Raw genomic sequence first — 19,895 nt, forward strand, 5'->3', positions numbered from 1 at the left:
CAAATAGGGAAATGCGAAAATACAAGTATCCGTTAAAGCAACAAAGAAATAGGCACTTTAATTGAAAATCATTATTCACGTACAGCCAGGGTTGCATTAGCCTGCATGGTAGGCATGATGACCATGTCGTTGACATTGACGTGCTTCGGCCGGGAAGCGGCAAACCATACCGCCTCGGCGATGTCTTCAGCCACGAGTGGCTCAATGTGATCGTAAACCGCGGCTGCGCGCTCGACGTCGCCCTTGAAACGCACCTTCGAAAACTCGGTTTCCACCATGCCTGGATGGATGGCGGTTACCTTGATGTGTTTGTCGAGCAAGTCGATCCGCATGCCCTTGGTAAGGGCGTCCACCGCATGTTTGGTCGCGCAGTATACATTTCCATTGGGATACACTTCTTTGCCGGCGATGGAACCGAGGTTGATGATATGCCCTTGCCGGCGTGCCACCATCATAGGGGCCACCGCGCGGGTAACGTAAAGTAACCCTTTAACGTTGGTGTCAATCATGCGATCCCAATCGCCGATATCGCCCGAGTGTATCGGGTCGAGTCCTTGGCTCAGGCCTGCATTGTTTACCAAAACGTCCACCTGTTTCCATCGTTCGGGGAGGTTGTTGAATGAGGTCGATACCTCATCTGCATCACGGACGTCGAGTGCCAGGAGATGCGTCTGTATACCAAAAGCCGTGGTAAGCTGCACCGCCAGTGCCTCCAAGCGGTCAATGCGGCGTGCAGCCAATAACAAATCGTAACTTTGGCGGGCGAATACCCGTGCGCAAGCTTCGCCGATGCCGGCACTTGCTCCTGTGATGAATGCTATTTTTTTAGACATGAGATGTTAGATATGAGACATTAGATTAAGTTCACAACCACCACCAACTCGCAACCTCACTCAAAATACAAACTCACCTGAAAGCTCCGCATGTAAAGTCGTTCCAATGGGGAGTCGTTATTGAACGTATTGTTATCGCTAACATTCAGCAGGTTTCCGACGCTTTGGACCCACCGGATTTCAGGCGACATTTTGAAATAGTCGAAGTAGACATCGAAGCCGATGCCAGCGGTATAAGCAAGGTAACCGCGGTTGGTCATGATGTCTATGTTGCGGTCGTATCTTTTTGCGGACGAAACGTTGAAAGCCAGCTCACCGCCACCAACAAGGTAGCCCCGCATGTTTGTCTTCCGGTCAGACTTGAACTTCAACAGCAACGGGACTCCAATGTCGGAACGATGCACTTTATTCGATTTTACATGGTCGGGGTCCGTTTCTGTGATGGTATTCACATGTATGTTCATAAACCGCAAATTCGGCTGGAGCCTGAGATTGAGGTTTTCCGTCAGTTTCAGGTCGGCAAGCAGCCCCAAGCCCACATTGCCGCTAAAAGGCGAGGTCACGTATGTATACCCCTCATCCCGCCAAGATGGTTTCAAATCGATTTTATAATCCGCATTGATGTAATGGAAGCTGAAACCGAAATGCAGTGTTTCATCGTCAACACCACCGCCCCAACGTTGGTAGCGTTGCTGGGCTTGTGTGGTAGCCGAAACCAACAAAACAAAGGCTATGGAGCATATGATGTAGTGGCTCCGACACTTCATTTCGTTGCGATGTAGATGGTGCAAATGCCGAATGTTTGCGGGCGCGATAGTGCCGTGTAGAATCCCACGCGTTGGAGGATATCCGTAAACTGCTTTCCATCCGGGAATTGCGCAACGGATTCAGGCAGATAGCTATATGCGCGGTGATCTTTAGAAAATACCTTACCGATAAGGGGCGTGATGTGGTTGAAATAAAAATGATAAAGTTGCTTTATCGGGAAACTTTTGGGTTTGGAAAATTCGAGGATGACCACTTTCCCGCCGGGCTTGAGCACACGGTAAATATTCGCGAGGCCCTTTTCGAGGTTTTCGAAATTGCGGACGCCAAAAGCCACGGTTACGGCATCGAACGTGCTGTCTGCGAAGGGCAGGCTCTCCGAATCGGCCAAGACGACCTCAAATTGGTCGCTGAGGCTCTTCTTGATTATTTTTTCGCGGGCAATGGCTAGCATTCCCGATGAAATGTCGACGCCGATAACTTTTCTTGGTTGCAGAATGTTGATGGCTTCCAAAGCAAAATCGCCCGTGCCGGTAGCCACATCAAGCAACCGTTGGGGCTTGCTCGCTTTGAGTGCACGGATCGCTTTCTTCCGCCAGATAATATCGATGCCCAATGACATGAAATGATTGAGGAAGTCATAAGTGCCCGAAATGTTGTCGAACATGTCGGCAACCTGTTGCTTTTTATCCGCGTCGGTATCTTTATAAGGCTTTACTGTTTGCGATGTCGTCATGGTAGACAAAGATACGGTTTTACCGCGTTCGTGGGCCATACGCTTCAAACTTAATAACTTATTATGTACCTTTGCGCAAGGCAAACCTGTTCTATCGCTCTTCCGCCACGGTGGGAGGGAGGAAAGTCCGGACAACGCAGAGCACCCCGCTTCCTAACGGGAAGGGTTCCGTTTCGCTTCAGGCGAGACGGAGCACGGAAAGTGCCACAGAAAATAAACCGTCCGCCAGCTGGCGGATAAGGGTGAAAACGTGGGGTAAGAGCCCACGGCTTTGCATGGTGACATGCATCGCGGTAAACCCCGGGGGTTGAAAGGTCAAATAGGTTGTGGACACCAGGAGGCTGCTCGTCTCCATCCGTCACCGGCGGAACCGCAACGGGTAGACTGCTCGAGCCTGCCAGTGATGGCAGGCCCAGATAAATGATAGAAACCCCGCCCTAGGCGAGGGATACAGAATCCGGCTTATAGGGTTTGCCTTTTTTTAGACAAGTAAACTTTAAATGATAAAGCGCCATTCACAACTGAATAAATGACCAAAATATTAATTATTGACGACGAGCGGGCCATTCGGAGCACATTGCGTGAGATTCTCGAATATGAAGACTATAAGGTTATTGATGCCGATAATGGTACCGATGGATTGGCTATAATCAAGAAAGAAGATATTGACCTCGTGCTCTGCGATATCAAAATGAGCAAAATGGACGGCATGGAGGTGCTCACCGAAGCATTGGTTATCAAGCCGGATTTGCCATTTATCATGATATCAGGACACGGCACCATAGAAACTGCCGTCGAAGCGAGTAAAAAAGGTGCTTACGATTTTATCTCCAAACCGCCCGATTTGAACCGGTTGCTGATTACCGTACGTAATGCGCTCGAACGTGGTACGCTGGTTACCGAAACCAAGGTGCTGAAGCGTAAAGTCAGTAAAACACGAGATATATTGGGTGACTCCGAGGCCATTTTGCGCATCAAGGAGACCATTGAGCGGGTAGCACCCACCGAAGCCCGCGTGTTGGTAACCGGGGCGAATGGCAGCGGAAAGGAACTCGTGGCCCGGTGGCTTCACGAAAAGTCGACACGGGCCGATGCGCCCCTCATTGAGGTGAATTGTGCTGCCATACCTTCGGAATTGATTGAAAGTGAGCTTTTCGGTCATGAAAAGGGGTCGTTTACATCTGCTATCAAGCAACGTATCGGTAAGTTTGAACAAGCGGATAACGGCACGCTGTTTCTTGATGAAATCGGCGATATGAGCCTTTCGGCCCAAGCTAAGGTGCTTCGGGCATTGCAGGAAAATAAGGTGACAAGGGTAGGTGGGGAAAAGGAAATCAGCGTGAATGTACGTGTCATCGCGGCGACTAACAAGGACTTGCTTAAAGAAATCGATGCGGGTAATTTCCGTATGGACCTTTACCACCGGTTGAGTGTCATCATCATCCACGTGCCCCCGTTAGTGGAGCGTAAAGAGGATATCCCCGTACTGGCAAAACAATTTTGCGAAGAGGTGTGCGGTGAATACAACATGCCCGTAAAGAAAATTACCGACGACGCAATGGAAGCATTGAAAAGGCTACCATGGACGGGTAATATTCGAGAACTGCGTAATATGGTGGAGCGGTTGATTATACTAAGCGACAAAGCGATTACCGATAGAGACGTACGGGCATTTGCGAACCCCGGTAGTGCAATGCCGGCGGTGGAAAATACGGAAATCACCGCCGGTGTGGACAGGCCGTGTCCTACACCTGATGGAAGCCCGATTGCGAATTACGATGATTTCACGTCGTTCCAGGATTTCAAAGACCATACAGAAAAGGAGTTTATCAAGTATAAGTTGGAGAAGAACGGCTGGAACGTGTCCAAAACTGCGGATGAAATCGACATCCAGCGGAGCCACCTGTATAGTAAAATTGAGAAATTCGGACTGAAAAGGGAACCGTAGCCACTGCCAGATTCATCTATTGGCGGGCTGGTTTTATTCGTTGAATTTACGGTGCTGTTTTTTAATAAGTACCACCACGATAATAATCAGCACGATTGCCCCCAAGGCAATGTAGCCATAAGTCTGCCAAGTGTTCTCCACAGCCGCTGTGTCACTTTGTTGGACAACGGCGGGAACACCAAATGAGGCAATAAACGACGCAACGGTGCTCTGCATGTCGCAATTTCTTTAACGTATTACAATTTGTACAATATATAAATTATAATGTACAAAGACGCTCAATGTTTGCCTTTAGCCTCTTTTGTTACAAATCGATGATTATCCGATTTCTGCGATGAATACGCCGTCGCGGTCTATTTCATCTCTGTTTTCAAGAATATGGCGTAGGTTGACCCTGCCGATGACGTATTTGAAGTCTTGGGCGTAATACCGCTCACTGATTGACGTAAACCCGAGTTTTTCGACGGTCTGTTCATCGTCATAACGGAGATACACCGAAATTTCCCAATCGGTACTATACCGCAATCCGCCGGCATCAATGTGTTTTTTGTATTCGTACCGGTAACCATAGCGCAAGGCAGCAATATCCGAAAGTACGGCCGATCCCGTAGGGTGGCCACCCGCGCCTTTGCCATAGAAAAATTGTTCATCAGCAAATGCGGCTTTTACCAATACTCCATTGTATTCATTTTCCACATTATACAGGATGTTGTCTGCTTCGACCAATTTGGGCAGCACATACATAATGACAGCGTTATCGTTGATTTCCCTCGCGGTAGGTACGAGCTTCAAGCGGAGATTTTTCTCGTTCGCAAAACGGATGTCTTGGGTGCGTAGTTTATCGATGCCGATATTGAGGATGGTGTCGGGAGAAATATAAAGCCCATAAGCGTGCGAGGCGACAATAGCCAGCTTAAACTTGGGATCAAATCCACCCACATCCAGCGTTGGATCGGTTTCGGCGAATCCGAGGTCCTGCGCCTGCCGCAATGCCGTGTCGTAGGCGAGGTTTTCATTGAATATTTTGGAGAGAATATAATTGGACGAGCCGTTGAAGATGCCGGAGATGGAGTGCAGCAATTCGTTGTCGTAATATTCTTCCAAATTCCTGATAATCGGGATACTCCCACATACCGCCCCCTCATACAACAGGCTCGTGCCGTGCTGGTTTTGGATGTCCACCAGTTCCTCAAGGTGCGTTGCAATCATCTTTTTGTTTGCTGACACCACGTTTTTGCCACCACGGAGCGCACGTGCAACGATGTCAAAGGCTGCATCGGCATCGTCTATCAGTTCGACAACCGTGTTGATTTCCGGGTCGTCTAATACAGCGCCCGCATCAGTAGTAAATAGCTCAGCCGGCAGGCTGCGCTTTTTCTCGGGGTGTTTGATGACAAATTTTTTAATAGCTAGGTTGAGGTGTTTGGTACTGATGATATCGTATAGTCCCTGGCCTACCACGCCGAATCCGAAAATGCCCAAGGTCAATTTGTTGTTCATGTTTGCTGCTGATGTTATTTTGTTACTTTTCTGGGTTGGGAAAAAGATTCGCCGGACAATCCGTCCGGCGAAATCATCTTATTTTACTTGCTCAAACGCTTGTTGTAGGTCACCCTTGATGTCGTCGATATGCTCGATACCTACGGCCAATCGCAGCTCGCCCGGGAAAACGCCGGCTTCTGCCTGCTCCTGTGCCGACAATTGCTGATGCGTCGTCGCAGCCGGATGGATAACGAGCGTCTTGGTGTCGCCCACATTCGCCAAGTGGCTGATCAGTTTCAAGTTATCAATGAATGCATCCGCTTTTTCAGCTCCGCCTTTGATGGTGAAAGACAATACCGACCCAAAGCCATTTTTGAGGTATTTCTGTGCGTTGGCATGGTTGGGGTCACTTTTCAATCCCGGATATTTCACCTTTTCTACTTGGGGGTGTTGCTCAAGCCACTTCGCCACTTCCAGCGTGTTATCTACGTGGCGTTGTACACGCAGCGAAAGCGTTTCCAGCCCCTGCAATAACAGGAAGGAGTTGAACGGCGACAGGGCCGGTCCGAAGTCGCGCAACCCCTCTACACGGGCTCGGATAGCAAATTGGATGTTGCCCAACGGGCTATCCACGCCAAACACATCGCTGAATACGAGTCCGTGGTAACCTTCTGAAGGTTCGCTGAACTGCTTGAATTTACCATTGCCCCAATTGTAATTACCACCGTCTACGATGATGCCAGCAATACTGTTGCCGTGCCCGCCAATCCATTTCGTTGCAGCAGCTACCACCACGTGTGCACCGTGTTCCAATGGCTTGAAAAGGTAACCACCGCAACCGAAAGTGTTGTCTACGATGAGCGGGAGGTCGTGTTTTTTTGCAATAGCCGCGATACGGTCGAAATCGGGGATGCTAAAACTGGGGTTACCGATGGTTTCCACATAGATTGCCTTGGTTTTTTCATCGATTGCAGCTTCGATATTTTCCGGTGTTTCGTTCTTTGCAAACCGAGCTTCGATGCCAAGTCGTTTGAACGATACTTTGAATTGGTTATATGTGCCACCATACAGGCTCGATCCCGTGACGAAGTTATCGCCGCTTTCCAGGATATTGGTCAGTGCAATAAATTGTGCCGATTGGCCCGAAGCAACGGCCAAGCCGGCTACACCACCCTCAAGCGCTGCCATCCGCTTTTCGAACACATCGGTGGTCGGATTCATGATCCGGGTATAGATGTTGCCAAACTCCTTGAGCGCAAAAAGGTTTGCGCCATGTTCTGCACTGTTGAAGACGAATGAGGTGGTTTGATAAATCGGTACCGCGCGCGAGCCAGTGGTGGGGTCCGCCTCTTGTCCGGCGTGGACTTGGAGTGTTTCAAATTTCAGATTTTCGTTAGCCATGATTCAATGATTTAATAAACTTACTTTTTTATTTAGATTAACGTGTATATGTAACGGGTACGCGTTACTCCCCGTATCCACGAGGAGATAACGAACCATAAGGGCACGGTGGTCCTTGGGATCAACAGCAACCACAATGGTGAGCCGTCCCACTACGCATTCGGTGTGGCAGGGTGGCAATATGCCACGCGGTATTTCCACCGGTTTTTCCGGTGACTCGGATGGGGGTACTGTTTGCTTGATACGTATTCATCGTCTTACCATTTATATGCTCCCAATCCATACCGGTTGGGACAGGAATTGGCACCTTTTCCACCGTTCGTGGATGGTTGCCAGCGGGTCATTGAGCCAGTCTCTCGCCACTTCTTTATAAACCAAGACCTGTTTTCAAGAGGAATTGATTTGTGCGGGTGTACACGCAACGGATGCAAATATAGGTCGTGTGGTCGGGTTGTGCAAGTTTTTTTTAAAAAGGCCTTTGTAGTAACCGCGCGAGAAAACAGGAAAGCACCAAGCATACCGCTCAGGACGTGGGGTTTCCTGTCCTTTGCGGAAAAGCTTGGTGCATATAGGTTCTAAGTACCTTTTTTATTTAAACAACGCTACCTAACAAACAAGAGCTCGCGCAGTTTGGGTAGCGGCCATTGGCGATCATCGATGATCTGCTCCAGTTTATTGAGGTGGTAGCGGATTTTATCGAAATACGGTTTCACCTTTTCGTCGTAAGCAATTGCTTTCTCCCGTGTGTCGTCGAGTACGTTTGCTTTTTTTCGTTCTTGGCGCATCGCTTCCGCATCGACTAGGATGGTGTTGATGTGGTTGGAGATACGCTCTACCAAGTTCATTTGCGACCCGTACGCTTCGGTCTTCAATCCAAGGTCTTTAAGACCCTTTATATTTTCAATAAGGGCGTTCTGGTAATTGAACGCTGCGGGAGCCACGAGGCTAGTTACAATCTCACCGATGACCCGTGCCTCGATCTGGATTTTCTTGAAGTAATTTTCCAGCAGGATATCATGGCGTGCTTCACTTTCGCGTCGGCTGAATATCGCCAGCTTTTCGAACATTTCGAGCGCCGATTCACTAACGTACACGTCCAGTGCTTTTGGTGTGGTTTTGATATTCGACAGTCCGCGCTTGTGAGCTTCCTCTTCCCATTCCTGGCTGTAGCCGTTGCCCTCGAACCGGATGGCTTTTGATTCCTTAATGTATTTGCGGACGACGTTGAGCAATGCCAGGTCCTTTTTTGTTCCCTTTTTAATCTGCTTGTCGACTTCCGTCTTGAAATCAATGAGTTGGTTGGCAACGATGGTATTAAGGACAGTCATCGGGCTTGCACTATTCGATGCGGAACCCACGGCACGGAATTCGAATTTATTGCCGGTGAAAGCAAAAGGAGAAGTCCGGTTGCGGTCGGTATTGTCCAGATGCAATTCGGGAATTTTTGGAATACCGTGCCATAACAAAGCCTCATTCTTCACCTTTTTGGCTACCCTGGCCGTTTCCACTTCGTCGAGTACCGCATTGAGTTGACTTCCAAGGAAGATAGAGATGATGGCCGGCGGTGCCTCGTTGGCGCCCAATCGATGGTCGTTGCCGGCACTGGCGATGGATGCCCGCAATAGATCGGCATGCTCGTGGACCGCTTTGATAACATTGACGAAAAACGTCAGGAACATCAGGTTGGTCTTCGGTGTTTTGCCCGGTGAAAGTAAATTCACACCGGTGTTTGTAATCATCGACCAGTTGTTGTGTTTACCGGATCCGTTAATGTCTGCATATGGTTTTTCGTGGATCAGTACCTTGAACTTATGGCGGAGTGCCACTTGCTCCATCAAATTAAGCAACAATTGGTTGTGGTCTATAGCCAAGTTGATTTCCTCAAACATCGGCGCACATTCGAATTGCGAGGGGGCCACTTCGTTGTGGCGTGTCTTCAACGGGATACCTAGTTTGAGGGCCTCCTGTTCGAGGTCGACCATGAACGCCAATACGCGCTCAGGGATGGCGCCGAAATAATGGTCCTCCAGCTGTTGACCCTTAGCCGACATGTGGCCGAATAATGTACGGCCCGTCAACTGTAAATCGGGCCTCGCATTAAATAATGCAAGGTCTACCAAAAAGTATTCCTGTTCGATACCGAGTGACGCTGTCACTTTGGTGACTGATTTGTCGAAGAAGTTGGCAACGTCTACGGCTGCCTTGTCGAGCGCATTGATTGCCTTCAATAGCGGCGCCTTGTAGTCCAGTGCTTCTCCGGTGTAGGAAACAAAAATAGTGGGGATACAGAGTGTTTTGCTGCCACCTGTCTCATAGATAAACGCTGGTGATGAGGGATCCCAACCCGTATAACCCCGTGCCTCAAAGGTGTTGCGTATGCCCCCGCTTGGGAAGCTGGATGCATCGGGTTCCTGCTGCACCAGCGCGCTAGCAGTGAATTTATCGATGGCTGAACCATCCGGCAGTGGTTCGAAGAACGCATCGTGTTTTTCCGCGGTGGCGCCCGTAAGTGGCTGGAACCAGTGAGTGTAATGTGTTACACCGTTGCTGATTGCCCAGCTTTTCATCGCTTGCGAGATGTGCTCGGCAAGATCATGGGTAATGGGCTTTCCGCCATCTATGGTCTCTATCAATTCTTCGTATGCATTCTTCGGAAGGAATTCTTTCATCTTCGCTGTTGTGAATACGTTTTTTCCGAAAAATAGAGATGGTTTGGTTGTTTCGTGGGTGTCCACCCTGTTTAATCGTGAAACTGCGGTCTCTACCGCTTTGAATCTTAATCCTGACATGTATTTTTTGTTAATTTTATCTGTGTATTTTGTTTTTTGTTAATTTATGGCTCAAAATTCTATAAAAAAAATGATATTTCATTGATTTTTTTCATGAAATCAGTTTTTTATTATAAAAAAATTGAAAATTCATTATTTATTGTTGTTTTTGGGCTGTGATTTTTCGGAAAGCTAGCTGGAGAGAGTGGTAGACAATCTCTACATGGGGTATATTAGGCCAATGCAAGCGCATGTCGCCGGAACAAGTAGGCAGGTCGTTGGTGAGCTAATGATGGGGGGCGTGATTAGTCGCCAAATCCCCAATCGATTCCTTTCAAGGTAGCGGGTACACCATGTTCAATCCAAGGGGCGGCAGGCTTCCCTTTCAAGAAGTGGTCGAAAAACTCCAATTCGCGTCGCTGGATATCCTTTCTGTTTTGGCGATGGATAAGATTATGCGCTTCGCCGTTATAATTCAAGAGCCAAACCGGTTTTTGCAGGCGGCGAAGTGCAGTGAACATTTCGATGCCTTGGTACCAGGGTACGGCACCATCTTCATCATTGTGCATAATAACGACGGGGGTCGTCACATTAGGCAAGTGGAATAGGGGGGAATTCTCGATGTATAATTCGGGTTTTTCCCACAGTGTGGCTCCGATACGACTTTGTGTCCGCTCATATTGGAATTGCCTGTTCATTCCGCTTTGCCAGCGGATACCGCCATAGGCTGATGTCATGTTTACCACGGGCGCACCTGCCCACGCTGCGGCATACATGTTGGTGCGTGTAATCAGATGGGCTACCTGATATCCACCCCAGCTTTGGCCTTGGATACCCATTTTGTCCCCGTCAACCCAGGGTTGTTTTTTTAATTCCTCCATCCCCGAGTTCACGTATTCCTCGGCAGATCGGCCGGGGTGCCCGATTTCATAATGGATATCAGGTGCAAATACAAGATAACCGTTGCTCACGAAGAAACTGATGTTTAGCCGTGATGGTGTAGGCGTGGGAGGAATGTAGCTGTACAGCCCATCGGACAATTCTTCGTAGAAATAGGAGATAACCGGGTATTTTTTGTCTGGACTGAAGTCCTCGGGTTTATAGAGTATTCCCTCAGCTTCGTGACCGTTGGGCGTCGTCCACCTGACCAGTTCGGCAGTACCCCAATTATAGTGTTGTTGCTGAGGGTTGATGTTGCTCAATCTGGTTTCTTTAACAAAATCCTTCGAAACGTAGATGTCTGGTGGCAAAACGTAATTTTCCTTGGTATATAGGTAGTTATTGGCATCTACCGCCCGTTTGGCTTGGTGATAGCGATAGGGCCCCACGGTCATTTCTTTGGGATCCCGGCTTTTGTCGCCATCGGTCCGATACCACCCGTTTTCCTTGGTGATGTGGTTGAAAGCCGATAAAATGAGCGGTTCTTTCGTATTAATGATGTCGCGGCTGCGCCGTTGCCGTGCCGGCCGGCTTTCCACTAGGTCTTGGTATCGAAAGGTAATTTGATTGCTCCTCCCTGCGCCGTTGGTAACCAGTCGGCGTTCGGAGCCGTCAGGATGGAATGCCCAGATGTCGTATTTGTCGTAAATGAAAATCTCCTCATCGTTTTCGCTCCATCCGGCGATGCCGTAGTCGCTCGGGTCATCGGGTACATCGTTATCTTCGTCTGCAAAACTGACCGGTAAATCTGCGTTTAATGGTGTCGTTTTACCCGCCTTTATGTCGTGGCTGTACCAATTGCTGTCCGTGCGGTTGAACCATACAACGTAATTTCCCGTCGGTGAGATGCTCATGCGGCCGCGGATCTGTTCAGCGATCTTCCTACGTGAACCGTCTATCGTGGAAACGACATAGATATCTTCGAACGCTCCAGCGCACCATTGGGTCTCGATTCGGCGGCCCAGATCGGTGGTGGCCAACACGTATGTGTTGTCGGCATCTTCGGTAAGCCGGGTGTCCGGAAGTTGTTCGTCGGCTAAGGGAATTACCCTGCGCCCCTGCTTAGGGTATGTTACGGCAAGATAGCTTCGGTGCTGTTCCCGCCGGAGATTGACCAACTGCTGTGTTTGCAAATAGTCGTCTTTCCAGTGCCAGATGTCTACGTTTGCGTGTTCGAATTCCACCAGCGTGGTGTCTTTCACCCGTGGGATAGGTGCGATGCCAAAAAAGAGTTTCTCGCCATTTTTGCTGAACCGGACGTTTCCTTCTCCACTCACATGCCATCCTTGCGGCACACCGTTGGTGGTACGGGAAGCCAAGATAAGCGCACTGTCCTGGCCTGGGGTGTAGTAATAGAGATGGAAGGCCTTTTGGAGCGATTTTTCTGGACTCTTGTGAGCTGTAAACGCGAGTTGGATAGACGCGTCATCGAATGTGATGTTCTTGTAAGTACCCTTTCCGCGACTGATATGCCGCGACTGCTTCGTTGCGAAATTATAATAGTATAATCCGGCATCTGCGCCGATGCTGTCCTTTTCTTCCGCTTTTCTGGTGTATACGAGTACTTTTCCGTCGATGCTGAATTCGTAGTCCTCCACGCGGTCGATGATGGTGTCAGTACCGCTGGGAAGGTGCCGGATGTGTAACGTAGGCTCGGATTTCTTGCGATCCTGTTTTTTAGTGACAGTACTATCCCTCGTTGTGGTGTCTTTCGGCGTCTCGGCGCGTTCTGTAATGTAAGCCATGTAGTCACTCGGCTCCTCGGGTATTTTGTACGATTTTACAAAAGGTATCTTTTGCAGTTCAGCCGATTCCAGCGTGAATATGGCTAACGAGTCTTTCGGCATTTCTTCGGCTTTTTTCTTTGCGATCTTAGCCTCTCGTGTTTCGTGATAAAGCGGTTGGATATGTGCAATCAGGTACATGCCATCGGCAGAAAAACGGGCGTTGGTAGCGCGATCGATACGGGCCAACGGCTGGTTCTGTGGATTGGTGATTACCAGTTGGCCGTCGCCCGCTTGCGGACTAACGACATAATAAATAAAGCGCCCATCGTCGGAAATGGCAGTCGAGCTGATGGTCTCCCAGCCATCGTAAACATCGTGGTCCAAGGGTCTTTTTTGTGCCCACGCGGTATAGGTACCGCAAATAACTAATAAAAAAGTAAAAATCCGGTGTACAGTCATCATTGTTATATGGAGATTCATGGTGCGATAAATGATGCAATATTGAAATAAAAACGGCGACTGGCCGAAGCTGTAATGTTATTTTTACAATAGTCGGTACAATGCTTCGCCCCTCAACACGTTTGCAGTGTAACAACACTGCCAGACCGAAGTCAAAACTACGGCACGGAAAAGTTCTTAACACCTTTGCATAAAAATCTTTGCGTACTTTGCGAGAAATCGGCAGCTTGCCGTACGCCCGCTGGTAAGGGCTGAAACGAATTTACAGACAGATTAATTGAAAACAGGGCTAAAATGGCTACGATATTAAGTGTGAAGGGAGTCGGCAAGACCTATCAAAATGCGGGCAAATCGCTTGCGGTGCTACAGCAAATTGATTTTGAGGTAGAAGAAGCGTCCACTGTTTCGATAGTAGGCCCTTCAGGTAGCGGTAAAACCACCTTATTGGGCCTCTGTGCCGGGCTGGACCATGTCAGTGCAGGCAGCATCGTATTGAACGGCGTGTCTTTAGATTCGCTTACCGAAGATGAGCGGGCACTGGTGCGCAACCAATTTGTTGGTTTTGTATTTCAGAATTTCCAGTTACTGCCTACGTTGACTGCTTTGGAGAATGTAATGGTGCCACTCGAATTGCGCGGTGCAGCCGATAGCCGTCGGGTGGCGCTTGAGTTATTGGATAAAGTGGGGTTGGCCGATCGTGGCCATCACTACCCGTTGCAGTTATCAGGGGGCGAACAACAGCGGGTTTCCATTGCGCGCGCGTTTTCCAATGCGCCACGGATTCTGTTTGCCGACGAGCCGACAGGTAATCTCGATGCCGAAACGAGTGAGAACGTCGAAAAATTACTATTCGATCTCAACCATGATACGGGCACCACGTTGGTGTTGGTAACCCATGATTTGGAGTTGGCATCGAAAACCCAGCGGATTATCCGGATGAAAGGTGGTATGGTTGTGTCAGATTCAGCGGTACATAAAACGATATTGTGATGCTCAATCGCCAAAAGATTGCATTTCGTTGGATAGTCCGTATGGCGTGGCGCGACAGTCGGAGGAATCGCTCCCGCCTGTTTCTTTTCATTTCGTCAATCATCATCGGCATTGTGGCTTTGGTGGCCATCTTTTCGTTTGGTGATAACCTCGCAAAGGATATTGATAAGCAGGCCGCGAGCTTGGTGGGCGCAGACCTGGTGATCCATACCAACCGCGAGCTAACGGAAGGCGGGCGTAGGATCATTGATACTGTCCGGGGGTTGAGTGCCGATTACTCGGAGGAGCAAAGTTTCGCCTCGATGGTGCTGTTTGCCAATAGCGGCGGCACCCGGCTGGTGCAGGTGCGGGCGCTCGACGGTGAGTTTCCTTACTATGGGAAGCTGGAAACCGTTCCCGAAACGGCAGGAGCAACGTTCAGAAAACACCGGCAAGCACTGGTCGATAAGACGTTGATGCTCCAATTCGACGCCGAAGTGGGCGATTCGGTGAAAGTAGGGGAGGTTATGTTTGAGATTGCCGGCCGCCTTGAGCAGGCGCCGGGGCAAAGTGGCCTTTCCACTACGGTGGCACCCGCGGTCTTTATTCCGCTGGAATATCTGCCCGCCACGGGCTTGAACCAGAAAGGTAGCCGTATCAATTACAATTACTATTTCCAGTTGGAAGGTGGTACAGATGCCGATTTGCTCGCTGACGGACTCGATTCGCTGATGGAAATACAGCGGATGGGATATGACACCATCGCCTCGCGTAAACGGGAAACTGGCCGTTCGTTCGCCGATCTGAATAAATTCCTGTCGTTGGTGGGCTTTGTGGCATTGCTGCTGGGGTGCATCGGCGTGTCGAGTGCTATTCACATTTATATTAAAGAAAAGCTAAATAGCATCGCGATATTACGCTGTTTGGGGGCCAGTTCGCGACAAGCCTTTTTGATTTTCCTCGTACAGGTCGTGGGTGTTGGGTTGGCTGGCTCTGTTGTCGGCGCGTTACTGGGCACGTTGGTTCAGCAACTGCTGCCGCTCGTACTCCGCGATTTCATTCCGGTTGCTATCAGCAGTGATATTTCGTGGGGCGCCATCATGCAGGGCATTGGATTGGGCGTCTCGATATCGGTGTTGTTTGCGCTGCTGCCGCTCATCGGTATCCGCAATATTGCCCCGCTGAATACCCTGCGGTTGTCGTTGAATACGCTGAGTCCGGTAAAGGATCGTTGGAGTTGGTTGGTATATGGCCTGATCGGCCTGTTTATTTTTGTTTACGCCTACCTGCAATTGGACGGGATTGGCCAGACACTGGCATTTACCGTGGGTGTCGTATTGTCGTTTGTGGTATTGTATGCCGTGGCAAGTTCCCTGGTCTGGTTGGTTAGGCGTTTTTTCCCATCTTCGTGGAGTTACCTATGGCGGCAAGGCCTTTCCAACCTGTTTAGACCCAATAACCAAACGGTTATTCTGATCATTTCAATTGGTTTGGGAACGGCATTTATCGCCACCTTATTTGCCGTACAGGGAATGCTGATTACCCGGGTGTCTTTGTCGTCTAGCGACAACCAACCGAATATGGTGTTGTTTGATATCCAGTCGTCGCAGAAAGCAGAGGTGGCCGAAATGATCGCTGCGCAGGGCCTGCCCATACTGGATGAAGTTCCTATCGTAACGGTGCAGTTGGAGGCGATTAATGGCGTTACCGCTGACGATGCCCGGCGCGACAGTACCATTGATGTGCCCCGCCGGGCGTTGGGTGGAGAGCTACGGTCGACATATCGGTCGAAACTCAGTGATTCGGAAAAAATCACTGCCGGCGAATGGATAGGCGAAGCCGCGAAGGGCGATACCGCACGGGTGTCGCTTGAGGAAGGTTATGCCCGCCGTATCCGGGTGGAAATTGGTGATGAATTGTTGTTCAATGTGCAGGGGGTGCGTATACCAACCATTGTGGGTAGCTTTAGGGAGGTCGATTGGAACCGTGTTCAGACCAATTTCCGACTGATATTCCCGACGGGGGTGATCAATAATGCCCCACAGTTCCATGTGCTGATGACCCGTGTGCCCAACGAGGCGAGTTCGGCCCGTATGCAACAGGCGGTGGTAAGGCAGTTTCCCAATGTTTCCATTATCGACCTGGGGTTAATCCTTTCGGTGCTGGACGCCATCTTGGATAAGATCGGTTTCGTTATCCGGTTCATGGGCGGCTTCAGTATCCTCACCGGCGTTGTCGTATTGATTGCCTCCGTGATGATCAGCAAGTACCAGCGCATAAAGGAAAGTGTGCTGTTGCGTACAATGGGTGCAACACGGAAACAGATTTTGGTCATTACCGCACTCGAATACTTTTTCCTGGGAGTCATTGCTTCGTTTACCGGAGTACTGCTGGCGTTGGGAGGTAGTTGGGCGTTAGCTGTATTCAGTTTTGAGATTCCGTTTACGCCCGATATCCCCGCTATGGTGCTATTGATGTTGAGTGTTGCATTGTTGACCGTGTTGATCGGATTAGCTAATAGCCGCGGGGTAACGCTGCGCCCGCCGTTGGAGATTTTGCGGAAAGAGGTGTAGTACCGAATACTATTTATTGCTTGGCCGCCAGGATGGAATTCAAGATGGAAACCCCCACGTTATCGACCGATTCAGCAGTATTTGATAAGACAATAACGGCCATCTTCCTGTCGGGCGAAAACGCCATATAACTGCTGCTCCCGAAGGTGCCGCCATTGTGCCAATAGATCAGCTCGTCGCCCATCAAATTCATGTGCCACGCCAGGCCGATGTCCGTATCGGGCGGATTGAAAAACGTAAATTGGCGGGTACGGGCCAAGGCATGCTCAAGATCGGTCTCTGGCATTTTGAAATGGGCTTTCGCGTAGGTAAGGAGATCTTTTACCGACGATTTCAGCGAGCCATGTGCGGTAAACGCATCGAAGGTCCAAAGGGGCGTCTCTTGGCCATCCTTGTTATACACTTTGGCCACGTATTGCGAATCGGGGGAAGGGTACTCCGTGGTGCTTCCCAAGCCCAACGGCTGGCAGATAATTTCCTGCACCATCTCGTTATATGGTTTTCCGTACACCGTGGAGAGGATATCACCCAATAAGCCGTAGCCGAGGTTGCTGTAGCTATACATCGAATCAGGTGGAGCAGTCGCTTTGTATGATGTTAAGAAGCTATATAGATCTGCTTGGGTGTAATCCTTATACGGGTCGAGCGGATGTGACGCTGCCGTGGCGTCGATATTTGCCGGCATGCGTGGTAAGCCCGATGTGTGGTTGGCCAATTGTTGGAGTGTGATACGCTTTAGATCTGGATTTGCAGCTACCGAATCGGGAAGGTAGTTGGTAATCGCATCATCGACATTCAACAATTGGGTTTGCGCAAGGTAGGCCAGCAATGTCGCTGTAAATGTCTTGCTGATCGACCCGATTTCAAACAAGGTGTTTTCATCGGGTAGTTGTTTGTTTCCTTTTTCCGTTTCCCCGTAATAGTAGCTGCTTGTTTTTCCATTGTGGATTACCCCGATGGCCAGCGCATGGGTGTGGCCTTTCCGGCTGTAGGCCAAGGCCACAGAATCAATATAAAAATCGAGTTTGGAGGTAGCGGAACTGCTGGAAGAGATCACCTCTTTCTTTTCCGGCACGGGATCGCCTGCATAGGGTTGGAAAAGGAATGTCTCCACTCGGTTCAGGCTATCCAGCCCTAGCACAACCTGCAATGGCGTGCTGAGAAAATTAAGTTTATAGATACCTGTTCCGTTTTCATAGGCTTTCAACTCGGCCGATTGGATCTGACCCAACGGGTATAATTGCTGGGCCATGACGGTTTGGAATGCCTGTAAAGACAGCGATTGCTTGAAGCGGGGGCCGGCCAGTGCATAGATGGAGTCGGTCTCCTGCAGGTTGAAATGGTATTCAATTTTGTTGAAAACCGCTTGGTTGATCTGTTGATCGCGATTTTCCCCTTGCGTAAAGGCTGGGAATATAGGTAGCAATAAAATGATGCAGACTATCCTGTTCATGGTTTCAAACATGGGGCAAAATTACGTGAAACCTATCTACATTCCTAATGTTTGTTTGAGGCGCGAATAACCACTTTTGCTTACACTTACCTGTCTTCCGTCGGCAAGTATGGCCACGTAGCTGTCTTTTTCGTAAGGTTCCAAGCGGGCGATTTGGTCGATTTTGACGATGAATGACCTGTGTACGCGGATAAATTCAGCCGGATCGAGCTGTTCTTCAAACGACGCCATCGTTTTGTTCTTCATCAATAGGCCTTCGTCGGTATGGATTTTCACATAATCGTCGTCGGCTTCCAGGTAGATGATGCTGCTAACCGGGATAATCTTGATTTTCGCTCCGGTTTTAACCACTACGCGTTCCAGCTTACCGTCCGTTTGGTGTATTTTATCCAATAGGTTGCGGGTGTTTTTCTTGCCGGCTTCCAGGTGTTGCGTGTCCAGAAATTTGGCCATAGCGCGGTCGAACCGGGCTCTTGTTATGGGTTTTAGCAGATAGTCGACGGCATGCTGTTCAAACGCCTGGATAGCGTATTCGTCAAATGCGGTGGTAAAAATTACGGCAGGTTGGTTATCAATGATCTCCAGCATCTCGAAGCCGTTGATTTTAGGCATTTGGATATCCAGGAACACCAGGTCCGGTTGGTATTGCATGATGGCCTTGGCGCCTTCAAACCCATCGTTGCACTCGGAAACGACCTCCACCTGGGGGAAGTTTTCCAAGTACTCGGCTACCATGCTCCGCGCTAGGGGTTCATCATCTACCAATACCGCCTTGATCATCGCTGTGGGATCTTGATTATGCTGGTAAAGATATGTGTTGTAGCGTTAGTTTCCAACAGATCGGTGCGCCCGAATAATAAAAATAACCGGCGTTGGATTCCCCGGAGTCCGAATCCAGTGCCGCGCCGTGGTTTGTTGCTTTGACTGTCGTAAGGGTTTTCGATTTGGATTTCCAATAGGTGATCGGTGCATGTACAAGACACGCTTATGGTTACCTTTTCGGTCGTATCGTATAGGCCGTACTTAATTGCATTTTCCACCAAGGGTTGCATAATCATGGCGGGAAGCGTCATGTTCAGGCATGCTTCGTCGTAGGTGACCTGCGTCTCCAGTCGGTGTCCAAACCGGACCTTTTCAATTTCGAGGTACAGTTGGAGATGCTCAAGTTCGTCCTTAAGCGCAATCAGCTGTTGGTCGTCTTTGCGTAGCGTGCCTCTTAAGAAGTCTGACAGTTGGAAAGTCATGTTGCGGGCCTCGTCGGGCTTCCTGCCGATGAGCGCAATGATGGAGTTGAGGCTGTTGAAGAGAAAATGGGGTTGGAGCTGCTGCCGGAGGTTATACAGTTCTGCCTCACGGGCCAATCGTTCGGCATCCGCTTTCCGCTGTTCATTCTCTTTATTCTCTTGCTGGATATTCCATAGAATGTTGATGATCGCCATCCATGCGATTAGCAGCACATTGATGAAGAAGCGCAACGGTAACGACACGTCGATGCGGTCGCGGTAGCCTTCGTTTTGGATGACATATTGAAGAATCCACCGGTCTAACGAAACGCTAATGGCAGCTAGCACCAGCCCCCAAATAACGATGTAAAAGTAGCCCTTTCGTTGCGGCAGGTAGTGGGTTAGCGCACTTGCGATGACGTAACAACACAAGGTGATAACAGTGGCGCTGACCAAGCTATCGTTCAAGGCCAGGTTGAAATCGACATCGAACCACCACAGCAAAGCGGTTTGGACAAGCGCATAGGCCATCCAAATGACGAAGCAGCTAATGTTGATGAGCCGTTGCTTAGACCAGGTATACGTTGTGGCGTTCACTGTATTCGGGTTTGTTGTAATG

14 protein-coding genes, 1 other RNA gene and 1 riboswitch are annotated in these 19,895 nt (G+C 49.5%); of the genes, 4 read left to right on the top strand and 11 right to left on the bottom strand.

The window, feature by feature from the left end:
- Nucleotides 1–71 precede the first annotated feature (71 nt).
- The 3 genes from VNQ80_RS18635 to ubiE are packed head-to-tail and all read right to left on the bottom strand — an operon-like array spanning nucleotide 72 to nucleotide 2,373.
- Nucleotides 72–833, bottom strand: a complete 762-nt coding sequence (locus tag VNQ80_RS18635; protein WP_325641511.1) for an SDR family oxidoreductase — start codon at nucleotides 831–833, stop codon at nucleotides 72–74.
- A 56-nt stretch (nucleotides 834–889) separates the two neighbouring features.
- Nucleotides 890–1,600, bottom strand: a complete 711-nt coding sequence (locus tag VNQ80_RS18640) for an outer membrane beta-barrel protein (RefSeq protein WP_325641512.1) — start codon at nucleotides 1,598–1,600, stop codon at nucleotides 890–892.
- Complete coding sequence (gene ubiE / locus VNQ80_RS18645; protein WP_414693010.1) at nucleotides 1,597–2,373, bottom strand: bifunctional demethylmenaquinone methyltransferase/2-methoxy-6-polyprenyl-1,4-benzoquinol methylase UbiE; 777 nt, start codon at nucleotides 2,371–2,373, stop codon at nucleotides 1,597–1,599. Before ubiE ends, VNQ80_RS18640 begins: the two co-directional genes overlap by 4 nt.
- A gap of 39 nt (nucleotides 2,374–2,412) precedes the next feature.
- Here ubiE and rnpB point away from each other — a divergent pair.
- Nucleotides 2,413–2,815: RNase P RNA component class A (gene rnpB, locus VNQ80_RS18650), an RNA gene on the top strand.
- 48 nt (nucleotides 2,816–2,863) lie between these two features.
- Nucleotides 2,864–4,282, top strand: a complete 1,419-nt coding sequence (locus VNQ80_RS18655; protein WP_325641514.1) for a sigma-54 dependent transcriptional regulator — start codon at nucleotides 2,864–2,866, stop codon at nucleotides 4,280–4,282.
- Between the two features lie 33 nt (nucleotides 4,283–4,315).
- On the opposite strand, the gene VNQ80_RS18660 is transcribed toward VNQ80_RS18655, so the two are convergent.
- From VNQ80_RS18660 to VNQ80_RS18680, 5 genes are all read right to left on the bottom strand, one after another.
- Nucleotides 4,316–4,498, bottom strand: a complete 183-nt coding sequence (locus VNQ80_RS18660) for a hypothetical protein (protein ID WP_325641516.1) — start codon at nucleotides 4,496–4,498, stop codon at nucleotides 4,316–4,318.
- Nucleotides 4,499–4,600: 102 nt separating this feature from the next.
- A complete protein-coding gene (locus VNQ80_RS18665; RefSeq protein ID WP_325641518.1) occupies nucleotides 4,601–5,782 on the bottom strand; it encodes a homoserine dehydrogenase in 1,182 nt (393 codons plus the stop codon).
- A gap of 78 nt (nucleotides 5,783–5,860) precedes the next feature.
- The gene (locus VNQ80_RS18670) at nucleotides 5,861–7,165 is read right to left on the bottom strand and encodes an O-acetylhomoserine aminocarboxypropyltransferase/cysteine synthase (protein WP_325641520.1); all 1,305 of its coding nucleotides are present in this window, start codon (nucleotides 7,163–7,165) and stop codon (nucleotides 5,861–5,863) included.
- A gap of 261 nt (nucleotides 7,166–7,426) precedes the next feature.
- A riboswitch (SAM riboswitch) is annotated at nucleotides 7,427–7,541 on the bottom strand.
- A 226-nt stretch (nucleotides 7,542–7,767) separates the two neighbouring features.
- Nucleotides 7,768–9,954: a glutamine synthetase III gene (locus VNQ80_RS18675; protein WP_325641522.1), complete on the bottom strand. Its 2,187-nt coding sequence runs from the start codon at nucleotides 9,952–9,954 to the stop codon at nucleotides 7,768–7,770.
- Between the two features lie 284 nt (nucleotides 9,955–10,238).
- Nucleotides 10,239–13,061 carry a S9 family peptidase gene (locus VNQ80_RS18680; RefSeq protein WP_325641524.1) on the bottom strand — a complete coding sequence of 941 codons (2,823 nt, stop codon included), beginning with the start codon at nucleotides 13,059–13,061 and terminating at the stop codon, nucleotides 10,239–10,241.
- Nucleotides 13,062–13,352: 291 nt separating this feature from the next.
- On the opposite strand from VNQ80_RS18680, the gene VNQ80_RS18685 reads away from it, so the two are divergent.
- Both VNQ80_RS18685 and VNQ80_RS18690 read left to right on the top strand, forming a co-directional pair.
- A complete protein-coding gene (locus tag VNQ80_RS18685; RefSeq protein WP_325641526.1) occupies nucleotides 13,353–14,048 on the top strand; it encodes an ABC transporter ATP-binding protein in 696 nt (231 codons plus the stop codon).
- On the top strand, nucleotides 14,048–16,600 hold the full coding sequence (locus VNQ80_RS18690; RefSeq protein ID WP_325641528.1) for an ABC transporter permease: 2,553 nt from the start codon (nucleotides 14,048–14,050) through the stop codon (nucleotides 16,598–16,600). The genes VNQ80_RS18685 and VNQ80_RS18690 overlap by 1 nt, the downstream gene beginning before the upstream one ends.
- 13 nt (nucleotides 16,601–16,613) lie before the next feature.
- Here VNQ80_RS18690 and VNQ80_RS18695 read toward each other — a convergent pair whose 3' ends face one another.
- Genes VNQ80_RS18695 through VNQ80_RS18705 form a run of 3 tightly spaced genes read right to left on the bottom strand, consistent with a single transcriptional unit; the run spans nucleotide 16,614 to nucleotide 19,873 of the window.
- The gene (locus VNQ80_RS18695) at nucleotides 16,614–18,053 is read right to left on the bottom strand and encodes a serine hydrolase domain-containing protein (RefSeq protein ID WP_325641530.1); all 1,440 of its coding nucleotides are present in this window, start codon (nucleotides 18,051–18,053) and stop codon (nucleotides 16,614–16,616) included.
- 36 nt (nucleotides 18,054–18,089) lie between these two features.
- Nucleotides 18,090–18,833 (bottom strand): LytR/AlgR family response regulator transcription factor, encoded by a 744-nt coding sequence (locus VNQ80_RS18700; RefSeq protein ID WP_325641532.1) that lies wholly within the window; start codon nucleotides 18,831–18,833, stop codon nucleotides 18,090–18,092.
- Nucleotides 18,830–19,873 (bottom strand): sensor histidine kinase, encoded by a 1,044-nt coding sequence (locus VNQ80_RS18705; RefSeq protein ID WP_325641534.1) that lies wholly within the window; start codon nucleotides 19,871–19,873, stop codon nucleotides 18,830–18,832. Before VNQ80_RS18705 ends, VNQ80_RS18700 begins: the two co-directional genes overlap by 4 nt.
- Between the last annotated feature and the right edge of the window lie 22 nt (nucleotides 19,874–19,895).

The sequence above is a fragment of the Parapedobacter sp. genome, from assembly GCF_035556095.1.
Taxonomy (GTDB): Bacteria; Bacteroidota; Bacteroidia; order Sphingobacteriales; family Sphingobacteriaceae; genus Parapedobacter.